Genomic DNA, 18982 nt, shown 5'->3' on the forward strand with positions numbered 1-18982 from the left:
ATCACGAAAATAACAATATTTTTAAATAACTTTTTATATAAATAGAGAAATCATCAGTTCATATTAGATAGCTAACTAACTATTCCATTCTCTATAATTTGTGTAACTTTGCGTACTTTTATTTCAATTTAGAATGATACAATCAATGACTGGGTATGGTAAATCCATACTACAATTACCAACAAAGAAAATTACTATTGAGGTAAAATCTTTAAATAGTAAAAATTTAGATATTAACGTTCGAATTCCTTCTTATTACAAAGAAAAAGAATTGGAAATTCGTAAGCTTTTGGCTTCTTCACTTACAAGAGGAAAAGTAGATTTTTCGATTTATGTGGATAATACAGGAGAAGAATTAACTTCACAAATTAATGAAGTTGCTGTGAAGCAATATATATCTAAGTTAAAACAAATCTCTCATGGTTCGGATTTAGAAATGCTTCAAATGGCGATGCGTCTTCCAGAAGCTTTAAAAACGGAAAGAGAAGAGTTGGATGAAACAGAGTGGAGTGAAATTGTAAATCATATCAAAATTGCGGTTTCAAATATTGTAACTTATCGTGTAGATGAAGGAAAAGCTTTGATTAAAGATTTTAATTTACGAATCCATAATATTCAATCTTTATTAGAAAAAGTAATTGAAGTAGATGAAGAAAGAATGGTTCATGTAAAACAAAAATTACGTAAAGCTTTAGAGGAATTAGAAGTAAAAGTTGATGAAAATAGATTTGAACAAGAATTAATCTATTATTTAGAAAAGTTAGACATAAACGAAGAGAAAGTTCGTCTGGAAAATCATTTAAAATATTTCATTGAAGAATTAGAAACTTCTGAATCGAATGGAAAAAAATTAGGATTTATTTCACAAGAAATCGGAAGAGAAGTTAATACAATGGGATCGAAATCAAACTTTGCTCCTATGCAAAAATTGGTGGTTCAAATGAAAGATGAATTAGAAAAAATCAAAGAACAAAACTTAAACGTTCTATAAATGGAAAAAGGTAAATTAATCGTATTTTCTGCGCCATCAGGTTCTGGTAAAACAACCATTGTACGTCATTTATTACAACAAGAAGAATTAAAATTAGATTTCTCTATTTCTGCTGCTTCAAGAAACAAACGACCAAATGAAGTTCATGGAAAAGATTATTATTTTATCTCTGCAAATGAATTTAAAAGTCACATTGAAAATAATGATTTTGTAGAATGGGAAGAAGTTTATACAAATAATTTTTACGGAACATTAAAGTCAGAATTAGAACGTATTTGGGCACAAGGGAAGAGTGTCATTTTTGATATTGATGTGATTGGAGGATTAAATATTAAGAAACAATTTCCTGAGCAAACGCTTGCAATTTTCGTACAACCACCTTCAATTGAAGAAATGGAACGAAGATTGCGTGGAAGACAAACAGAAACTGAAGAAAAAATAAAGGAACGTGTGGCTAAAGCCGAAAAAGAAATGCAATATAAAACTGATTTTGACACAATTTTAATCAATGATGATTTGGATGTGGCAAAAGTAGATGCATATAAATTAGTTTCTGATTTTGTAAAATAGAAATACATGAAGATAGGTTTATATTTCGGAACATTCAATCCGATTCATATTGGACATATTATCATTGCAAATCATATGCAACAATATTCTGATTTGGACGAAGTTTGGATGGTTGTTACACCACATAATCCACTAAAGAAAAAAAGTACGCTTTTAGACAATCATCATCGGTTAGAAATGGTTTATAAAGCTTTAGAAGATTATCCTCATTTGAAAGTTTCTGATATCGAATTTAAATTACCACAACCTAATTATACGATTAATACACTTGTACACATTCAAGAAAAATTTCCATCACATGATTTTAGCATAATTATGGGAGAAGACAATTTAAACACTTTTCATAAATGGAAAAATTATGATGAAATTTTAAACAATCACCATATTTATGTGTATCCAAGAATTGATCATAATGAAATAAAGGAAGAATTTGTTAACCATTCTAAAATTCATAAAATAGATGCGCCAATTGTTCAGATTTCATCAACATTTGTGCGAAATTCTGTTAAAGAAAACAAAAATATTCTACCTTTAGTTCCTAAAAAAGTTTGGGAATATATAGATTTGATGAATTTTTATAAATAATAAAAAATCACCTCTGATTGAAACCTTAAATATTCTTTGCAATCATGGAAGAAAAACAAGCTCCAAAGAAAGAAAAATCTTTAAAAAGTAAATTAACCAGCAAATACCGAATGGTTATTTTAAATGATGATAACTTTGAAGAAAAATTATCCCTTAAATTAACTCGACTAAATGTTTTTATTTTTGGTGGACTTTTTTCAATTCTTTTAATTGTTGGTACCATCTTTCTTATTGCTTTTACTCCAATTAGAGAATATATTCCTGGTTATACTTCGACAAAATTAAAACGTCAAACTTCAAATCTTCTAATTAAATTAGACTCTCTGGAAAGAGAATCTGCTTTAACAAATCAGAAAATAAGCAAACTTTTACCAATTTTAAGAGGAGAGGAAGATATTGAAGAATATTATAAAAAAACGAATGAAATAATTGATTTAAAAGATACTCCTTTTAAAGTAAAAGCTTCAAAATTAGATTCTGTTTTTAGAGAAAAAGTAGAAAGCGAAAAACGTTTCAATTTATTTGATGAAGCAAAAAAAGATGTTGGAATTGTCTTCTTTTCTCCTATTTCAGGGACAATTTCTCATCAATATAATCCAGAAGAAAAACATTATGCAATTGATATTGCAGTAACAGAAGGAACACCAGTAAAAGCTGCTGCGGAAGGTACTGTAATCTTTGCAGATTGGACTTCTCAGACAGGAAATGTAATCATTATTGAACATGCAAATGGTTTTATTTCTGTTTATAAACACAATGCTACTTTATTAAAAGAACAAGGTGATTTAGTAAAATCTGGAGAAGTAATCGCTACAGCTGGTTCTACAGGTGAATTATCTACAGGACCACATCTTCATTTTGAATTATGGAATGAAGGTTTCCCAGTAAATCCTATTAATTTTATAGATTTTGAATAATGAGTTTAAAGTCAATTTTTGCAATTCCTTTTGCTAGAATAGTTTCTAAAAAAGTTTACAAATGGGCTAATAATCCTATTAAAACACAAGAAAAAGTTTTTCAGGAATTAATAGAAGGAGCTAAAAATACAGCTTTTGGAAAGGATCATCATTTTGGAGAAATCAAAACTTATGAAGATTTCAAAAAAGAAGTTCCTGTACAAACTTATGAAGGTTTAAGACCTTATGTTGAAAGAATAAAAAATGGAGAAAGTGATATTCTTTGGAAAGGTAAACCTATTTATTTTGCAAAAACTTCTGGAACAACTTCTGGAGCAAAATATATTCCTATTACTAAAGAATCGATGCCTTCTCATATTAAAGCTGCAAGAAATGCACTTTTAATGTATATTGCCGAAACTGGTAATGCTGATTTTGTAAATGGAAAAATGATTTTCCTTCAAGGGAGTCCAGTTTTAGATAATTTAAATGGAATTCAATTAGGAAGATTAAGTGGAATTGTTGCACATTACGTTCCAAAATATCTTCAAAAAAATAGATTACCAAGTTGGGAAACGAATTGTATTGAAGATTGGGAAACTAAGGTTGATGCAATTGTAGAAGAAACTGTAAACGAAAATATGTCTGTAATCAGTGGAATTCCATCTTGGGTACAAATGTATTTTGAAAAACTTCATGAAAAAACAGGAAAATCAATTTCTGAACTGTTTCCTAATTTCAATTTCTTTATTTATGGAGGTGTTAATTTTGAACCTTATAAAAATAAATTTGAAAGCTTAATCGGAAGAAAAGTAGATTATATAGAATTATATCCTGCCTCGGAAGGTTTTATCGCATATCAAGATTCTCAAAAAGAAAAAGGAATGCTTTTACAATTAGATGGAGGAATTTTTTATGAATTTATTCCAGCAGCAGAATTCTTTGATGAAAATCCGACCAGAATTTCATTAAAAGATGTAAAAGTTGGAGTGAATTATGTGATTATTTTAAATACAAATGCTGGACTTTGGGGATATAATATCGGAGACACTGTTGAATTTACTTCTACAAAACCATATCGAATAAAAGTTACTGGAAGAATTAAACACTTTATTTCAGCTTTTGGAGAACATGTAATTGGGAAAGAAGTTGAACAAGCTTTAAAAGAAGCTATTGAAGGAACTGATATTAATATTAGTGAATTCACTGTTGCTCCTCAAGTAAATCCTAAAGAGGGTTTACCATATCATGAATGGTTTATCGAGTTTGAGAAGGAACCAGAAAACTTAGAAGAGTTTGCATTAAAAATTGATGCTTCTATGCAAAAACAGAATATTTATTATTTTGATTTGTTAGAAGGAAATATATTACGTTCACTTATTGTTAGAAAAATTAAAAAAGGTGGTTTTCATGAATACATGAAATCTATTGGAAAATTTGGTGGACAAAACAAAATTCCTCAACTTTCTGATAACAGAAAAATAGCTGATGTATTAGAAAATTATATTATTGAGGATTAAAAACTAAAGTAAATTTCATTATAAAATGAAAAAATATTTAATCGTTGGTCTTGGAAATATTGGAGAAAAATACAAAGAAACAAGACATAATATTGGATTTAAAATAGTTGATTATTTAGCAAAAGATGAAAATATTTCTTTTGAAACGGATAAACTTGGAGATGTTTGTTCTTTTCGTTTTAAAGGAAGAACTTTTATTCTTTTAAAGCCTAATACTTATATGAACTTAAGTGGAAAGGCTGTGAAATATTGGATGGATAAAGAAAAAATTCCTTTAGAAAATGTTTTAATTATTTTAGATGATTTAAATATTGAATTCGGAACAATTCGAATAAAAGGAAAAGGAAGTCATGGAGGTCATAATGGTTTAAAAGACATTAATGACAAACTAAATACACAGCAATATACTCGTTTCCGTTTTGGAATTAGTAATAATTATAGCAAAGGAAGACAAGTGGATTATGTATTAGGAGAATGGTCAAAAGAAGAGCAAAGTATTTTAATTGAAAAATTAGAAACTTCTGCACAAGCAATTCGTTCTTTTGGAACTGCTGGATTAGCAAATACAATGAACAGTTTTAATGGAAAATAGGACCTTTTTTTAGGTCGAAAAAAGCTTAATTTTTGCCTGAAAATGGTAAGCTAAAACGTTAAATTTTATCAATTTAGCGTTTTTTTTATGTTTTTTTTCCTGATTTATATCATTGTATGCACGCATAACAATATTTAATTAATTGATTATCAATATTTTAAACTAAAAAAGTTAAAAATTAAATATTACGGTAAAACCGTAACCCTGATATGCAAAAATTGTATTTCTTAGTATCAAATTCTAAGAAAGAGAGTATTACTGATATAATTTGATAGCGTCTAACGTTATTGTGATTTAAGCTAAAAAGGATTGCTATGGCGTAAAAAGAGTATTATTACTATCGAGTATAGATTGAATTTAACCTAAAAAAATCCTATTAATTCTGGCACGTTAATAGGATTTCTTTCTTCTTTTACTTTCTAATTTTACTTTTTATATTTTTTAGCTTCCCAGTTTTTATCAGCTTGTGCTTTCAATTTTTCTGGTCCTTCTTTTTCCCAAAGTTTTAATGTATTTGTTCCCCAAGAATTATAAAATAAATATAATTTCCCATCTCTAATTTCAAAAGTTTTAGGATTAATACTTACTTTTTCATTTTTTGCTCCTAAAGCGTATGCACACCATCCTCCATATTGCGGAACATATTTATTTGGATTGCTTTTAAAAGTATCTAAATGTGCTTGAGAAGTAAATTTATACTTCACTCCATCATGCGTTGTTTGATATTTTTTTGAACCTTTTTCAGCTTTATTATTAAAATACGAAACAACATCATATCCGTCTGCTATGTAACCTCCTGAAGTATTATAATCGATTTTTTGTGCGAATGTTGTGAAAATACTTCCTAAAAATAATAATAGAAATAAACCTTTTTTCATGATTTTACTTTTTTAATTTGAATAAATTTTTGAATTTCCCTTTAAAAGCTTAATATCTTCTATATTAAGTTTTAAAATAAACCAATTGTCCAACTGCTCCAACTCCCCTTTTACTTTCACAGGTTGTCCAACATATTCTAGTATGTCGTGATTAATTTTATTTCCTTTCGCATCAGTTATCATAAAATATTCTGAAATTCCTTCTTTATTAACTGTTGTAAAAACAGGTGGAATTCCTCCAGAAATACAACGAACTGCACAACTTCGATGGATTTTTCCAAATCCAGGTTTCATTACTCCAAAATAACATTTCGGATCAATTATTTCTCCTTCAATTTCTATTTCTCCTAAAGAATTTATAGTTCTTTCAGGCAATTGACTTTCTTTTTTACTTACTGGAAATTCATCTGAATCTGCGACTTGTAATAAAGTTTTTCCATTGTAATACACTAAATTTCCTTTGATAGAAACTTCTTGGCCTTCAATTGACATTAATCTATTTTCAATGTTTTTAATGTCTTTTTCAGCTCCAAATTTCCCAAAACCTAATAACAATACATTTTTATATTCATTTGGTTGTAATTCCATTCGAATACTTGGATAAGGGTTATTATGATAAGTTCCTGTAATCTCAGAAATATTTGTCAATTCGAATGTGCTATTTTTAAATTTATTCTGAAATAAACTAAATACAATAGCAAATAAAATCACCACAATCAGTAAAATGTATACTGTAATTTTCAGTTTTTTCTTTGTTTTTGGTGGTACATTATCAATATAACCTATGTAAAACTCATCTTTCTTCATCATTTAATAATTGCTGGTGTAACTTCTGTTCCTTCCTCCAATGCTTTTGGTAAAACATACACTTTATTATCTTCTATTTTCACATGATAAGTCGCAACTTTTTCTGTAAAAGGCGGCGGAGATTGTCCATTTTGTGGTAAATATTGATAACCGTGCCAAGGACAAGTAATACAACCATCCACAATTTTCCCTTCACCTAACGGTCCACCTTGATGTTTACAAACATTGTGTATCGCAGACAATTTATTTTCATATTTAAAAATGGCAATTCTCTCATTATCAACAATAAAAATCTTTGCTCTATCTTCCTCAATTTCGTCTATTTCACAAACATATTTCCAATCTGTATCTGAAGCTTTATATGTTTGTCTATCTTTTCGTACTTCTTTAATTCCTGCTGTTATATGTAAAATCACTAAAATCACAAATCCAATACCAATTAATGCAGGCATATAAGGAGAAGTTTCTTGTTGAAAAGCTCCTAAAAAAACATGTGAAACAATTAAAGCATAAGCAACATAAACTAGCATATGAAGTGCTTTCCAAGTTTTCGCGGATAAATTTGCTAACCAGAAATCATGACTTGTTGCAGCCATTGCAAAAAGAATTAATAATGCAATAAATCCTAGAACTTGAAAAGGAAAATCATGTAAAGAAGAATAATCTAAATTAGAAGTAAAAACAGAATAAATTGGATTAACATCTCCTAACATATGAAATTGAAAAATCGAAAACCCACCATGAATTAAAGCAATCAAAAACATGGTTACTCCTAAATGTCTTCTATTATAAAGAAGTGGAAGAAATTTTGTATTTATTCTCGCAAGTGGTCCAATACTTAAAATAATATGCAATAATAAAATTGCTAAAGTTCCCGAAGAGCGAATCGTTAAGGTTTCTAGAGTTGTATTTCGATTAGTGATTAAAGTAATCGCCCAAAACAAAACTAAATACAAAAGCACAAATAACAGAATATATCTATCATACACTTTTTTATTCTTGTTCCATAAAACTAATTGATAATTTAATCCCATTGAAATACTTTTTTAATCACTACATCATTCTTAATTTCATCAAAAATCAAAACTCCATACAAACGCTGATTTTTAATAGGAAAACGATAAACTCCTGTTTGACTCAACTCTCCAATATATGTTCCTTTTTCATCGTTATAATTTAATTCAAATAACGTTGAAGAAGCATCTTTTAAAGGTTTTACAAGAATCACTTCTAATTGTGAAATTTGCTTGTCATTATCCCCTCTAAAATTAAATTTCAAACCATCATTCATGTCGTTAATTTCTTTAATCAACACTGGTTTTTGTTTATTTACCTCTAAATATGTTTTATTTTCAATTGGTTGTTTTGGAACATTAATTTTTGCTCGAATCATAATAATTGGCAAAATTATCAGAATCAAAATCCAAAATATCAGATGCCTTTTTCGTAATCCAGCATTCATAATTTTTATTTTTTAAAAAGTTTTGGAACTAAACAAATCCATGTTGCAACTACTCCAGGAAATAAAAGCAAACGAACAATCCATTTACTATTTTTCATTAACGGATCAATTTGTGTTGCTCCTTTAATAAGAAAATATATTCCAAATAAAATCCCCAATCCAAAATAGACTGCAAGAATTTTTAAAAAAATGGAAATAATACTAATCAACATCTACACTAAATTTACATCTGTTACTATTTCTAAAACAGCAGGTCCATTTATAGCAAACAATTCCTCCATTGCATTTTCTACCTCACCTTCTTGAGTAACTCGTTTTCCCCAAGCACCACAATTTTCAGCAAATTCAGCAAAATTCGGATTTGTCAAACTTGTTTTCCATACATCAAACATACCTGCTCTTTGTTCTTTTGATATTTTACCAAGCTCAAAATTATTTAGAATAATCAGTTTTACTGGCATATTATATTTCACCAAAGTAGTGATTTCTGCCAAATACTGACAAAGTCCACCATCTCCAGCAACAGCAACAATAGGTCTTGAAGTTCCAACTGCTGCAAATGTTCCTATAGAAGCAGGCAAAGCGAAACCTATTGAACCTAAATAACCTGACATTAAAAAATCTTGATTTTTGGGTTCAAAATATCTCCCGAAAGAATATGCGTTATTCCCCACATCTACACACATTACAGCATTTTCGGGAGCATATTTATTCATTGTGTCGAAAACTTTAATAGAGCTTACACCTTTATCTGAAGTTTCCAATAGTCTTTTTTTCTTTTCTTCTCGCCAAATTCTCCATCTTTCAGCTATTTCATTTATATGGTTTTTTGACTTAAAATTCTTGTGTAATCCTTTTTTAAATAAAGCAACAGTTGTCGAAATTTCTCCCCAAACTGGAACATCAATTTTATGAAATTTACTTAATGCTAATGGATCAAAATCAACTTGTATTGTCTTTTTCTTCGGTGTAATTCCTGTATGATTAGAAAAAGAGGCTCCGAAAACAATTATCAAATCACATTCATTCATAAACCACGATGCAATCGGAGTTCCACTTCTTCCTAAAACTCCTCCGGCAAGAGGATGTGTATCTGGAATTAATCCTTTTCCTTTAAATGTTGTTACTACAGGACATTTTAAAACCTCAGCAAATTCAATTATTGCTTTTTTATGAAATCTCGCCCCATGTCCCATAATAATCAATGGTCTTTCAGCTTTATTAATTTCATGTAGAGCATCTTTTAAAGCTTCTTCTGGAGGCGCAATTTTCGGATTTGCCATTCTACCATTTGGTGTTTGTGGCTCACTTCCTTTTTTATGTATTTCTTGAATTTCATCAGGAAAAGTCAAATGTGAAACATCTCTGTTTAAAATAGCATGTTTTACTGCTAATGACATTAATTCGCCATGTTGGCTATCTTTTTGAACTCTATGATTAAATTCTGCAACAGAACTAAAAGCTTGTACTAAATCTACTTCTTGAAAATTTCCTGTTCCTACAACTTGTGTTGCAACTTGACCAGTTAAAGCTAAAAGTGGCGCTCTATCTACTTTTGCATCCCACATTCCTGTGTATAAATTCGTTGCTCCAGGACCTGCAATTGTAAAACAAGCTGCTGGTCTTCCTGTTAATTTTCCATAAGCTGAAGCTGCAAAAGCAGCAGCTCCTTCATGTCTTATTCCATAGAAATTTAAATGTCCTAACTCTTCTTCTCTCCGTAAAGCATCTGCTAATCCAAGATTAGAATGACCAACCATTCCAAAAACACTTGTAACTCCCCAATTAATCATCGTTTCTACCATGACATCTGATATCGATTTCTTGGCTGGCTTTCTTGGTTCAATTCCCACATAAATAGCCCCATCTTCTTCTTTCACTGGAAATGTCTTTATCCCATCATCATATCCCCCAGGAGGTAAACCTGTACAAGGATGAAAATCCCAACCATGCCAAGGACAACGCAACATTCCATTTTCAATCGATCCTTCTCCCAATGGTCCTCCTTGGTGTGGACATTTATTATCCAATGCTGAAATCTTTCCTTCAAAATGCGTCAAACATATTCCTTGATTATCAGCCGTTACTGTTTTAACTCTTCCTTCTGGTAGTTCATTTGTATGATTTAAAACCTTATACCAAGTAATATTTTTAGCCATTTTCTGAAATTTACAAGTGTTTTAAAATGATTTATTCTGAATTTTCCTTCGAGTATTCTCTTATTTCTGTGATTTCTTTACTTAAAAAATATCCTATGATTATTCTGATTACTATAACAATTGCTAGCTTAAATAATTCATCTTTTGTTTTATGCACAACAGATCCGATTATATCAGATGCAATTAAAAAATCTAAAGCAAGTAAAATATAGAGTCCAACTTTTGAACGAAGTGTTTGAATTGAAGTATAGAAACTCTCTTTTTTTGTCATGGTTTTAAATTCTGTCTTAATCAATTCTATAATTCCTTTTAAAAAACCAAACATCAAAATGATAATTCCGATGATATCTACGATATCACTTAATTCATCCAAATATTCAAAAACAGCAATACTCATAATAAATAATAACCTTTATTAAGCATTCCTGCATATTTTACTCCTGTCAAACGATGCATGTCATAATTATAAGTAGATAAATCATTTTTATTAAACTTATTTACATCATCATAACCACATGCTCTAGCAATCACTTTTACTAAATCATTTACTGCAATAAAATAATTATACAGTTGTTTTGCTGATTCATCGATAATAATTCGTGAACGAAGAGATTCTTTTTGAGTTGCAACACCTACAGGGCAATTATTCGTACTACACGCTCTCATTCCTAAACATCCAATTGCCTGTAAGGCTGCATTTGAGACTGCAATTGCATCTGCGCCAAGCATCAAAGCTTTAGCAAAATCTTCTGCAGTTCTCAATCCTCCAGTAATAATCAATGAAACATCTTTAATTCCTTTTGCATCTAAATAATGCCTTGCTCTAGCTAAAGCTGGAATTGTAGGAACATTAATGTTATCTCTTAATATTGAAGGTGCTGCTCCAGTTCCTCCTCCTCTACCATCTAAGATGATATAATCCACTCCTACATCTAAAGCAAAATCTATATCTTTTTCTAAATGACTTGCTGCAATTTTAAATCCGATTGGAATTCCTCCAGTTCTTTCTCGAACTTTTTTAGCAAAGTCTTTAAAGTCTTTTACACCATGAAAATCGGGAAATGTTGCTGGTGAAATTGCAGATTGTCCTTCTGCTAATCCACGAACTTCTGCAATTTCCATACTTACTTTATTTCCTGGCAAATGACCTCCTGTTCCTGTTTTCGCTCCTTGTCCTCCTTTAAAATGGAAAGCTTGTACATTGTCTAATTTTTCCCAAGAGAAACCAAATTTTGCAGAAGCTAATTCATAAAAATATTTGGAGTTATTTTCTTGTTCTGCTGGCAGCATTCCTCCTTCTCCTGAACAAATTCCTGTTCCTGCCATTTCTGCACCTTTAGACAAAGCTACTTTTGCTTCTCTAGATAGCGCTCCAAAACTCATATCTGAAACAAAAATCGGCATCGAAAGTCGCAATGGTTTTTTAGCTTTTTTACCAATAACAATTTCCGTTTTTACTAATTCATCATCTAATAAAGGTCTTTGAGCTAATTGTGCAGGTAGAAATTGTAAATCCGTCCATTGCGGAAGTGTATTTCTATCAACACCCATAGAAACCGTAAATCCATGTTTTCCAACTCGTGAAAGTCCATGTTTTGCTAATTCCTGAATATATAAAGTATATGGTTCTGTATCTTCTGGATGTGTATCACGATAGGCACCATGATAAACATCTCTATCAAATCGCTGAGGATTCTCTTTTTCAAATTCTAAAACTTCATTTTCATCAATATAAAGAATATCTCCTTTTATATATTCTTTAAACTTATGAAGTCTTTCTGCGTTATTATAATCACTTACTCCATTATCATATCTGTAATCCCAATTATGAACGCCACAAACTAAATTTTTTCCTTCAATAGAGCCATCTGCTAATAAAGCTCCTCGATGTAAACATCTTCCATAAAGTACAGAAATTCCTTCTTCATATTTTATAATTACTAAATCTGTATTTAAAACTAAAGCGTGTTGTGGCTCTTTTAGTGGTAATTCAGATATGACTGCAAGTTTTAGTAATTTTTCTTTCATAATAACTGCATTTGAAGTTGTTATTAAGAAAGATACAAAAAAATATTAACAATCTCATTATCAATATTTTACAAATAAAATTTAATTAAGCTAGGGATTGAAATGGAAAGCTTTTTCTTTTTCAAAATTAGAATTTCTTGGCAAAAGGAGGCGACTAGAAGAAGCCCACGGATTGCTTAGAAATTCTTTTTTTGAAATGAAAAACTTGAAATGGAAAGCCCGACCTTTTCTGTAATTTATGAAAGAAAAGGGAGCTACATTCCAATTATATTATAAAGTTACTTTTTCAGAAATTGCTTTTTCAATTGCATTCCAAAGTTGAATTCTTTTTTGAAGAGCTAAAATACTTGCTTCCTTTACTTCCTGCCATTTAGAAACATCATTCAAACACAATTCAGAAATCATTTGTAATGACATTGGTCCATGTTCATCACCATCTAATTCGATATGTCTTTCCAAATAATAAGTCAATTTTTCGATAGAAGTATTTGTTTCAGAACCAATATTTTTTACAATTTCAGTAAACATATCCGGAATTAAATCTTCTCTTCCAAAAGTAAAAACAGCAGCAATCACATGAGATTTTCCAGATTTAATTGTATCAAAAGTAAAATCTAAAAACTCTAAAATACTTTTTTCTAAATTCACAGAAATTGCAGCTTCTTGATAAGAAGCGCCATTTTGAATTTTGTTTACAAATTGAACAATCGAAATAGCATTTGCTTTGATTTCCAGCATTGCGTCAATATACATTTCATAATGACTAACTGGATTTTTATCTGCATCTACATCTGTTTCTTCACCAAGAACAATTTCATTAATAAATCGTCTTGTAATCGGATTTCCTTTTGGAGTCCAAGGAATTGTTGTACATGTCAACAAATTTTGAAGTGATTTTAAAAGAGACATAAAATCCCAAACAGCATATACATGATATTCCATGAAAGTTTGAACATCTTCAATTGTTTTGATGTTTTGATATAAATTATGTTCGATTAATTGTTTTCTATATGGAGCTAATTCCTTTTCTAATTCTTCTAAATAATTCATTTGTAAAAAAAATGGTTTGAATAATCGAATGCAAAATTAATTACAAACTTTTATTCAAACCAATAAATTTAAACTGTTTTAATAGAATTATTCTATTTCTGGATTATAACTTAAATAAGGAACTTCTTTTTCATTGAAAATAATTCCATATTCTTCAAGTTCTTTCAAAATCGGTGTATATACTTCTTTGGTAATTGGAAGTTGTACACCTGGAGTTTTAATTTCTCCTTTTAATATTTTTAATGCAGCAATAGCAACAGGTAAACCAACAGTTTTCGCCATTGCAGTATAGATTTGATCATCACCTTTTACAACCATACTAGATTCAATTTGGTGATTTTCTCCATTTAATTCGTAACCGAATTTATGAAGCATCACAATCATATCTTTGTCTTCAGGAGCAAGTTTCCAACTATCTGTAAGAATTTTCTCTAAAATTTGTGCAGGTGTTGCTTCTTTTAAACCAACTTTTTTATTTGGGTTAAATAAATCTAATTCAACAAATTTATCCCACATATTGTCATCTTGCCAAATTTTAAGATAAGAACGAAGCTTTAATTCTACAGAATCATGAGGATTATAACTTAAAAAAGAATTTGTAAAATCACGATAACTCATATCTTCAGAACCTTCCATAATATAAGTATCATCTGTCATTCCTAATTGCACAAAACAATTCCATGCTCTAGAAAAACCTACTTTACGGATAGTTCCTCGATAAAGCGTTAAAATATCTTCTAAACCATAAACTTCACGATATTTTAGAGAATCTCTATTTGCGTACCCTTCAAATTTTCCATGACCATCAATATTTAGAATTTCAGTTCTTCTAAATAATTTGTGGTAAGGGATGTATTTATATTTTCCTTCTTGGATAAATTTTGCAGCTCCACCTTGTCCAGCAAGAACAACATTCCTTGGGTTCCAAGTAAATTTATAATTCCATAAATTAGTATCACTTTCAGGAGCAACTAATCCACCAGTAAATGATTCAAAAAGTAGCATTTTTCCACCTTCATCACGAATTTTATCAATGACTTGCATCGCACTCATATGATCAATTCCTGGATCCAATCCAATCTCGTTCATAAAAATCAAATCTTTTGAAGTAACTTCTTCATTTAAGGCTTTCATCTCATCGGAAATATAAGATGCTGTAACCAAGTTTTTCTCAAACTCCAAACAATCTTTTGCTACTTCTAGGTGTAATCTTGCAGGAAGCATAGAAATAACAATATCAGCTTCTTGCACTATTTTCTTCCTTTCGTCAATGTTAAAAATATCTAGAGAAACAGCAATTCCATTTTTGTGATTTTGAATCTTTTCTTCTGCTAATTCTTTAGAAACATCTGCAACTTTTATTACTAAATTTTCTTCTTCTGATTTATTTAAAAGATAATTAATTAGCGACGAAGATGACCTTCCTGCTCCAATAATCAGTATTTTTTTCATTTTTTATAAGGGTTATTTAATATCTTTACGAAATTACAAAAAATAAATATTTGTTATATAAAAAACAAGAAAATATTAGAAAACCTTAATAACTATTTGAAAATAAATCGTTTTAGAACGAAATCACTTTCATTAAATTATTCGCAAAAAAAACGATTAAAAACCTAATATTCATTAAATTTACCCTCAATTTTAGATTTTCGACATAATTATGAAAAAAGCCTTAACGCTTACTGCTTTCGTTGGAGCATTGGCAATAATTCTAGGAGCTTTTGGAGCTCACGCATTGAAAAGTAAACTTTCTCCAGAAGCCTTAAACAGTTTTGAAACAGCTGTTCGATATCAAATGTTCCATGTTTTAGTTCTTTTATTTACAAACACTTATAAAGAATTTAATTTTCAGACTAAAAAAATCTTAAACATTTTATTTTTCTTAGGAATTTTATTTTTCTCAGGATCTATATATTTAATCTACTTAGCACACATTCCAGCAAAAAGTATCTGGTTTATAACTCCTTTGGGAGGTGTATTATTAACAATTGGATGGTTATATATGTTATTTTCTTTCCTTAAGAAAAAATAATTTTATAATTTTGGTTCTTTATTTTTTAATACACAACTAATGGAAAATATAGTAAAATCTGTAAATGCTTCTGTGGAAGATTACGGAATCAAGAATGCAACTACACATTGGAACTTAAAACCTGAAGAGTTACAAAAAATTTGCTTGGAAAAAGGATTAGGTCGTGAGGCGTTATCAGGAGCTTTGGCAGTAAATACTGGTGAATTCACTGGTAGATCTCCTATGGATAGATTTATTGTAAAGGATGACATTACAACAGATCAGGTTTGGTGGGGAAATATCAACCAGCCATTTGATCCAGAGAAATTTGATAAACTATACGACAAAGTTGTTGCTTATCTTTCAGGGAAAGAATTATATGCAAGAGATGTTTATGCATGTGCTGACGAAAGATATAGATTAAATATCCGTGTTGTAACGGAATTACCATGGGCAAGTATTTTTGCTAATAATATGTTCTTACGTCCAACAGAAGAGGAAATTAAAAACTTTACTCCAGAATGGACAATTCTTCAAGCACCTTTCTTTATGGCAGATGCAGAAGAAGATGGAACAAGACAACATAATTTTGCAATTTTAAACTTCAAGAAAAAAGTAATCTTAATTGGAGGTACTGGTTATACAGGAGAAATCAAAAAAGGAATTTTCTCTGCATTAAACTTTATCTTACCAGTTTTCAAAGATACTTTACCAATGCACTGTTCTGCTAACATTGGAGAAGATGGTCAAACAGCTATTTTCTTTGGACTTTCTGGAACAGGAAAAACTACTTTATCAGCAGATCCAAACCGTAAATTAATCGGAGATGATGAGCACGGTTGGACAAATGATAACACAGTTTTCAATTTTGAAGGTGGATGTTATGCAAAAGTTATTGATTTATCTGCTGAAAAAGAACCAGATATTTTCAATGCAATCAAAAAAGGAGCTTTATTAGAAAATGTTATCTTTAAAGAAGGAACAAATGAAGTTGACTTTACTGATACATCAATCACTGAAAATACTCGTGTAAGTTATCCAATCGATCATATTAAAAATATTCAAGTTCCATCTATTGGAAAGAATCCTAAAAATATTTTCTTCTTAACTGCTGATGCGTTTGGAGTACTGCCTCCAATCTCAAAATTAACTCCTGGTCAAGCTGCTTACCACTTTATCTCTGGATATACTGCAAAAGTTGCTGGAACTGAAGCTGGAGTTACAGAGCCACAACCATCTTTCTCTGCTTGTTTTGGTGCGCCGTTTATGCCATTACACCCAACAAGATATGCTGAAATGTTAAGTAAAAAAATGACTGAAGCTGGAGTAAATGTTTGGTTAGTAAACACTGGATGGACTGGAGGTCCTTACGGAATTGGTCACAGAATGAGTTTAAAATATACTAGAGCAATGATTACTGATGCTTTAGAAGGAAAACTTGATAATGTTCCATTTGAAGAGCACCCAATCTTTGGATTAGCAATGCCAACTTCATGTGAAGGTGTTCCAACGGAAGTATTAAATCCAATTAACACTTGGGAAGATAAAGAAGCTTATACTGAAAAAGCAAAACACTTAGCGGAATCATTCCATAAAAACTTTGAGAAATTCAAAGAATATGCTAATGATGAAATCTTAGCTGGAGCTCCTAAAATAGGATAGTTTTAAAACTTATATAAAATTAAAAACCTCTTTATTACGTCAGTAATAGAAGAGGTTTTTTTATAGAAATACACGAAGAAAATGAAATATCTTATTTAATATCCTAAATCGAAATTATATTTATTCATCATATATTGGAAGAAATTATATAATTCCCAATTTACATCATAACCATAATCAATTGATGGATCATATTGAATTTGGTCTTGGTAAATATTTGGATTGTATTTGAAAGGTTGGTTTACTCTAATGTTCCATTCAGCAACGTATTGAACGTTGTGATTTTCCAAATAACTTAAACTATAATACCCTTTCGGTTTTGCGATTGTCTCTAAATAAGGTTGAAAGCCAGGGTCGTAAAAATCTATCTGATATTCAATATCATCTCCATCTCCATCTTTATCGTCAGGATCGTCTGTTTGATTAATAGAAACTTTTGTAGAAGCAGCATTTTCAGCATTCGCTACAGTAGAATTATTATTTTTGGTTGATCCACAAGAATAAAGCAATAGCATTAAAAAAATAAACAATACCTTTCGCATAACTTTTGTGTTTACATTATTGAAATTAAAAAAATATAATCTAATTTCCTAATAAACAGTGAAATAAAAAATTATAAAATGTGAATTTATTATTAATTAAGAAAATATTATAAATAAACGATGGAAACTAAAAAAAGATGTAATTGGGTTTCGGATGACGCCTTATATAAAGAATATCATGACAAAGAATGGGGAGTTCCTGTTTATGATGATGAAACTTTATTTGAATTTCTAACATTAGAAGGTTTTCAAGCTGGTTTAAGTTGGATTACCATTTTGAAAAAAAGAGAAAATTTCCGTAAAGCTTTTGACAATTTTGATTATAAAAAAATTGCTGAATATGATGAATCAAAATATGAAGAGCTTTTACAAAACGAGGGAATTATTCGTAATAAATTAAAAATAAAAGCAGCAATCACAAACGCAAAAGCTTTTATGGATGTACAAAAAGAATTTGGAAGTTTTTCAAAATATATTTGGGCTTTTGTAAACAATAAACCAATTCAAAATCGTTTTAAATCCATAAAAGATGTTCCTGCTAAAACAGAACTTTCAGATAAAATTTCTAAAGATTTGAAGAAACGCGGATTCAAATTCGTCGGTTCTACAATTGTATATGCTCACATGCAAGCAACAGGAATGGTAAACGATCATACAACGGATTGTTTTAAATATGAAGAAGTAAAAAAATAATACTATAACAAAACATTAACTTCCCTTTTAAACACTTCAAAAACAAAAGCAATAATTTTAATTAGAACTATTTAACTCTCAATATCATGAAAAAAATATTTCTAATTTTAATTATTGTTTTTATATCAAAACCTGTTTTTTCTCAAAGTAATTACACAAATATGTTGGATAACTTTTTTTCAACTTATAAAACGGATAGAGAAAAAGCTTTAAATGATATTTTTAATACAAATGAATGGTTAACAAATAATAAAAAAGGGTTGATTAGCATTCAATCAAGAATTAACCATGAAATCCTTCAAATGGGAAATTACAATGGTTATGAAGAATTAATCACTACAACCTTAAGTGATTTTTTAGTTCTTAAATCTTATGTTTTGAAATATGATCGACAGCCAATCCTTTTTACATTTATATTTTATAAAGCAAAGGATCAATGGATTTTATATGATTTCAATTACGATAATGATATCAACGATGAACTTTATGATAAAGCAAGAAATCAATATTTAAATAAGAGTAAATCGAAATAA

21 protein-coding genes are annotated in these 18982 nt (G+C 29.7%); 10 read left to right on the top strand and 11 right to left on the bottom strand.

The window, feature by feature from the left end; translation table 11 throughout:
- Positions 1 to 145 precede the first annotated feature (145 nt).
- From I1A51_RS03435 to pth, 6 genes are read left to right on the top strand one after another with little or no spacing between them, the layout of a single operon-like run.
- Positions 146 to 991, top strand: a complete 846-nt coding sequence (locus I1A51_RS03435; protein ID WP_231373954.1) for a YicC family protein — start codon at positions 146 to 148, stop codon at positions 989 to 991.
- On the top strand, positions 992 to 1561 hold the full coding sequence (gene gmk, locus I1A51_RS03440; RefSeq protein WP_196891142.1) for a guanylate kinase: 570 nt from the start codon (positions 992 to 994) through the stop codon (positions 1559 to 1561).
- Positions 1562 to 1567: 6 nt separating this feature from the next.
- Complete coding sequence (gene nadD, locus I1A51_RS03445; protein ID WP_196891144.1) at positions 1568 to 2146, top strand: nicotinate (nicotinamide) nucleotide adenylyltransferase; 579 nt, start codon at positions 1568 to 1570, stop codon at positions 2144 to 2146.
- Positions 2147 to 2190: 44 nt separating this feature from the next.
- On the top strand, positions 2191 to 3063 hold the full coding sequence (locus I1A51_RS03450) for a M23 family metallopeptidase (protein WP_196891146.1): 873 nt from the start codon (positions 2191 to 2193) through the stop codon (positions 3061 to 3063).
- Positions 3063 to 4562: a GH3 auxin-responsive promoter family protein gene (locus I1A51_RS03455; protein ID WP_196891147.1), complete on the top strand. Its 1500-nt coding sequence runs from the start codon at positions 3063 to 3065 to the stop codon at positions 4560 to 4562. The genes I1A51_RS03450 and I1A51_RS03455 overlap by 1 nt, the downstream gene beginning before the upstream one ends.
- Positions 4563 to 4587: 25 nt before the next feature.
- Entirely contained in the window at positions 4588 to 5154 is a 567-nt protein-coding gene (gene pth, locus I1A51_RS03460; protein WP_196891148.1) for an aminoacyl-tRNA hydrolase, read from the top strand.
- Between the two features lie 425 nt (positions 5155 to 5579).
- Here pth and I1A51_RS03465 read toward each other — a convergent pair whose 3' ends face one another.
- The 10 genes from I1A51_RS03465 to I1A51_RS03510 all read right to left on the bottom strand — a co-directional run bounded on the left by I1A51_RS03465 (position 5580) and on the right by I1A51_RS03510 (position 14990).
- Entirely contained in the window at positions 5580 to 6032 is a 453-nt protein-coding gene (locus I1A51_RS03465; protein ID WP_196891149.1) for a YHS domain-containing (seleno)protein, read from the bottom strand.
- 12 nt (positions 6033 to 6044) lie between these two features.
- Positions 6045 to 6842 (bottom strand): hypothetical protein, encoded by a 798-nt coding sequence (locus tag I1A51_RS03470; protein ID WP_196891150.1) that lies wholly within the window; start codon positions 6840 to 6842, stop codon positions 6045 to 6047.
- Complete coding sequence (locus I1A51_RS03475) at positions 6839 to 7873, bottom strand: Rieske 2Fe-2S domain-containing protein (RefSeq protein WP_196891155.1); 1035 nt, start codon at positions 7871 to 7873, stop codon at positions 6839 to 6841. Before I1A51_RS03475 ends, I1A51_RS03470 begins: the two co-directional genes overlap by 4 nt.
- Complete coding sequence (locus I1A51_RS03480; RefSeq protein WP_196891157.1) at positions 7864 to 8301, bottom strand: hypothetical protein; 438 nt, start codon at positions 8299 to 8301, stop codon at positions 7864 to 7866. Before I1A51_RS03480 ends, I1A51_RS03475 begins: the two co-directional genes overlap by 10 nt.
- Before the next feature lie 5 nt (positions 8302 to 8306).
- Positions 8307 to 8513 (bottom strand): hypothetical protein, encoded by a 207-nt coding sequence (locus I1A51_RS03485; protein WP_196891159.1) that lies wholly within the window; start codon positions 8511 to 8513, stop codon positions 8307 to 8309.
- Positions 8514 to 10460, bottom strand: coding sequence for a thiamine pyrophosphate-binding protein (locus I1A51_RS03490; RefSeq protein ID WP_196891162.1), 1947 nt, complete (start codon positions 10458 to 10460; stop codon positions 8514 to 8516).
- A 31-nt stretch (positions 10461 to 10491) separates the two neighbouring features.
- Entirely contained in the window at positions 10492 to 10857 is a 366-nt protein-coding gene (locus tag I1A51_RS03495; RefSeq protein ID WP_196891163.1) for a DUF1622 domain-containing protein, read from the bottom strand.
- The gene (locus I1A51_RS03500; protein WP_196891164.1) at positions 10854 to 12488 is read right to left on the bottom strand and encodes a glutamate synthase-related protein; all 1635 of its coding nucleotides are present in this window, start codon (positions 12486 to 12488) and stop codon (positions 10854 to 10856) included. The genes I1A51_RS03495 and I1A51_RS03500 overlap by 4 nt, the downstream gene beginning before the upstream one ends.
- A 270-nt stretch (positions 12489 to 12758) precedes the next feature.
- On the bottom strand, positions 12759 to 13538 hold the full coding sequence (locus I1A51_RS03505; protein ID WP_196891166.1) for a DUF3050 domain-containing protein: 780 nt from the start codon (positions 13536 to 13538) through the stop codon (positions 12759 to 12761).
- A gap of 87 nt (positions 13539 to 13625) precedes the next feature.
- A complete protein-coding gene (locus tag I1A51_RS03510) occupies positions 13626 to 14990 on the bottom strand; it encodes a saccharopine dehydrogenase family protein (RefSeq protein WP_196891167.1) in 1365 nt (454 codons plus the stop codon).
- 211 nt (positions 14991 to 15201) lie between these two features.
- On the opposite strand from I1A51_RS03510, the gene I1A51_RS03515 reads away from it, so the two are divergent.
- Together I1A51_RS03515 and pckA are read left to right on the top strand one after the other, a co-directional pair.
- A complete protein-coding gene (locus tag I1A51_RS03515; protein ID WP_196891169.1) occupies positions 15202 to 15573 on the top strand; it encodes a DUF423 domain-containing protein in 372 nt (123 codons plus the stop codon).
- 39 nt (positions 15574 to 15612) lie between these two features.
- The gene (gene pckA / locus I1A51_RS03520) at positions 15613 to 17214 is read left to right on the top strand and encodes a phosphoenolpyruvate carboxykinase (ATP) (protein WP_196891171.1); all 1602 of its coding nucleotides are present in this window, start codon (positions 15613 to 15615) and stop codon (positions 17212 to 17214) included.
- A gap of 95 nt (positions 17215 to 17309) precedes the next feature.
- Here pckA and I1A51_RS03525 read toward each other — a convergent pair whose 3' ends face one another.
- A complete protein-coding gene (locus I1A51_RS03525; protein ID WP_196891173.1) occupies positions 17310 to 17756 on the bottom strand; it encodes a DUF6146 family protein in 447 nt (148 codons plus the stop codon).
- 120 nt (positions 17757 to 17876) lie between these two features.
- On the opposite strand from I1A51_RS03525, the gene I1A51_RS03530 reads away from it, so the two are divergent.
- A complete protein-coding gene (locus I1A51_RS03530) occupies positions 17877 to 18449 on the top strand; it encodes a DNA-3-methyladenine glycosylase I (protein ID WP_196891174.1) in 573 nt (190 codons plus the stop codon).
- Positions 18450 to 18535: 86 nt separating this feature from the next.
- Positions 18536 to 18982, top strand: a complete 447-nt coding sequence (locus I1A51_RS03535) for a hypothetical protein (protein WP_196891176.1) — start codon at positions 18536 to 18538, stop codon at positions 18980 to 18982.

The sequence above is a fragment of the Aureivirga marina genome (assembly GCF_015767265.1).
GTDB classification, from domain to species: Bacteria; Bacteroidota; Bacteroidia; order Flavobacteriales; family Flavobacteriaceae; genus Aureivirga; species Aureivirga marina.

Coding starts and splice junctions, on each gene's coding strand:
- I1A51_RS03480 (WP_196891157.1), bottom strand. CDS start 8,301: ATGAATGCTGGATTACGAAAAAGGCATCTGATATTTTGGATTTTGATT.
- I1A51_RS03450 (WP_196891146.1), top strand. CDS start 2,191: ATGGAAGAAAAACAAGCTCCAAAGAAAGAAAAATCTTTAAAAAGTAAA.
- I1A51_RS03485 (WP_196891159.1), bottom strand. CDS start 8,513: ATGTTGATTAGTATTATTTCCATTTTTTTAAAAATTCTTGCAGTCTAT.
- I1A51_RS03465 (WP_196891149.1), bottom strand. CDS start 6,032: ATGAAAAAAGGTTTATTTCTATTATTATTTTTAGGAAGTATTTTCACA.
- I1A51_RS03535 (WP_196891176.1), top strand. CDS start 18,536: ATGAAAAAAATATTTCTAATTTTAATTATTGTTTTTATATCAAAACCT.
- I1A51_RS03455 (WP_196891147.1), top strand. CDS start 3,063: ATGAGTTTAAAGTCAATTTTTGCAATTCCTTTTGCTAGAATAGTTTCT.
- pckA (WP_196891171.1), top strand. CDS start 15,613: ATGGAAAATATAGTAAAATCTGTAAATGCTTCTGTGGAAGATTACGGA.
- I1A51_RS03475 (WP_196891155.1), bottom strand. CDS start 7,873: ATGGGATTAAATTATCAATTAGTTTTATGGAACAAGAATAAAAAAGTG.
- I1A51_RS03510 (WP_196891167.1), bottom strand. CDS start 14,990: ATGAAAAAAATACTGATTATTGGAGCAGGAAGGTCATCTTCGTCGCTA.
- I1A51_RS03500 (WP_196891164.1), bottom strand. CDS start 12,488: ATGAAAGAAAAATTACTAAAACTTGCAGTCATATCTGAATTACCACTA.
- I1A51_RS03495 (WP_196891163.1), bottom strand. CDS start 10,857: ATGAGTATTGCTGTTTTTGAATATTTGGATGAATTAAGTGATATCGTA.
- nadD (WP_196891144.1), top strand. CDS start 1,568: ATGAAGATAGGTTTATATTTCGGAACATTCAATCCGATTCATATTGGA.
- gmk (WP_196891142.1), top strand. CDS start 992: ATGGAAAAAGGTAAATTAATCGTATTTTCTGCGCCATCAGGTTCTGGT.
- I1A51_RS03515 (WP_196891169.1), top strand. CDS start 15,202: ATGAAAAAAGCCTTAACGCTTACTGCTTTCGTTGGAGCATTGGCAATA.
- I1A51_RS03505 (WP_196891166.1), bottom strand. CDS start 13,538: ATGAATTATTTAGAAGAATTAGAAAAGGAATTAGCTCCATATAGAAAA.
- pth (WP_196891148.1), top strand. CDS start 4,588: ATGAAAAAATATTTAATCGTTGGTCTTGGAAATATTGGAGAAAAATAC.
- I1A51_RS03470 (WP_196891150.1), bottom strand. CDS start 6,842: ATGATGAAGAAAGATGAGTTTTACATAGGTTATATTGATAATGTACCA.
- I1A51_RS03435 (WP_231373954.1), top strand. CDS start 146: ATGACTGGGTATGGTAAATCCATACTACAATTACCAACAAAGAAAATT.
- I1A51_RS03530 (WP_196891174.1), top strand. CDS start 17,877: ATGGAAACTAAAAAAAGATGTAATTGGGTTTCGGATGACGCCTTATAT.
- I1A51_RS03525 (WP_196891173.1), bottom strand. CDS start 17,756: ATGCGAAAGGTATTGTTTATTTTTTTAATGCTATTGCTTTATTCTTGT.
- I1A51_RS03490 (WP_196891162.1), bottom strand. CDS start 10,460: ATGGCTAAAAATATTACTTGGTATAAGGTTTTAAATCATACAAATGAA.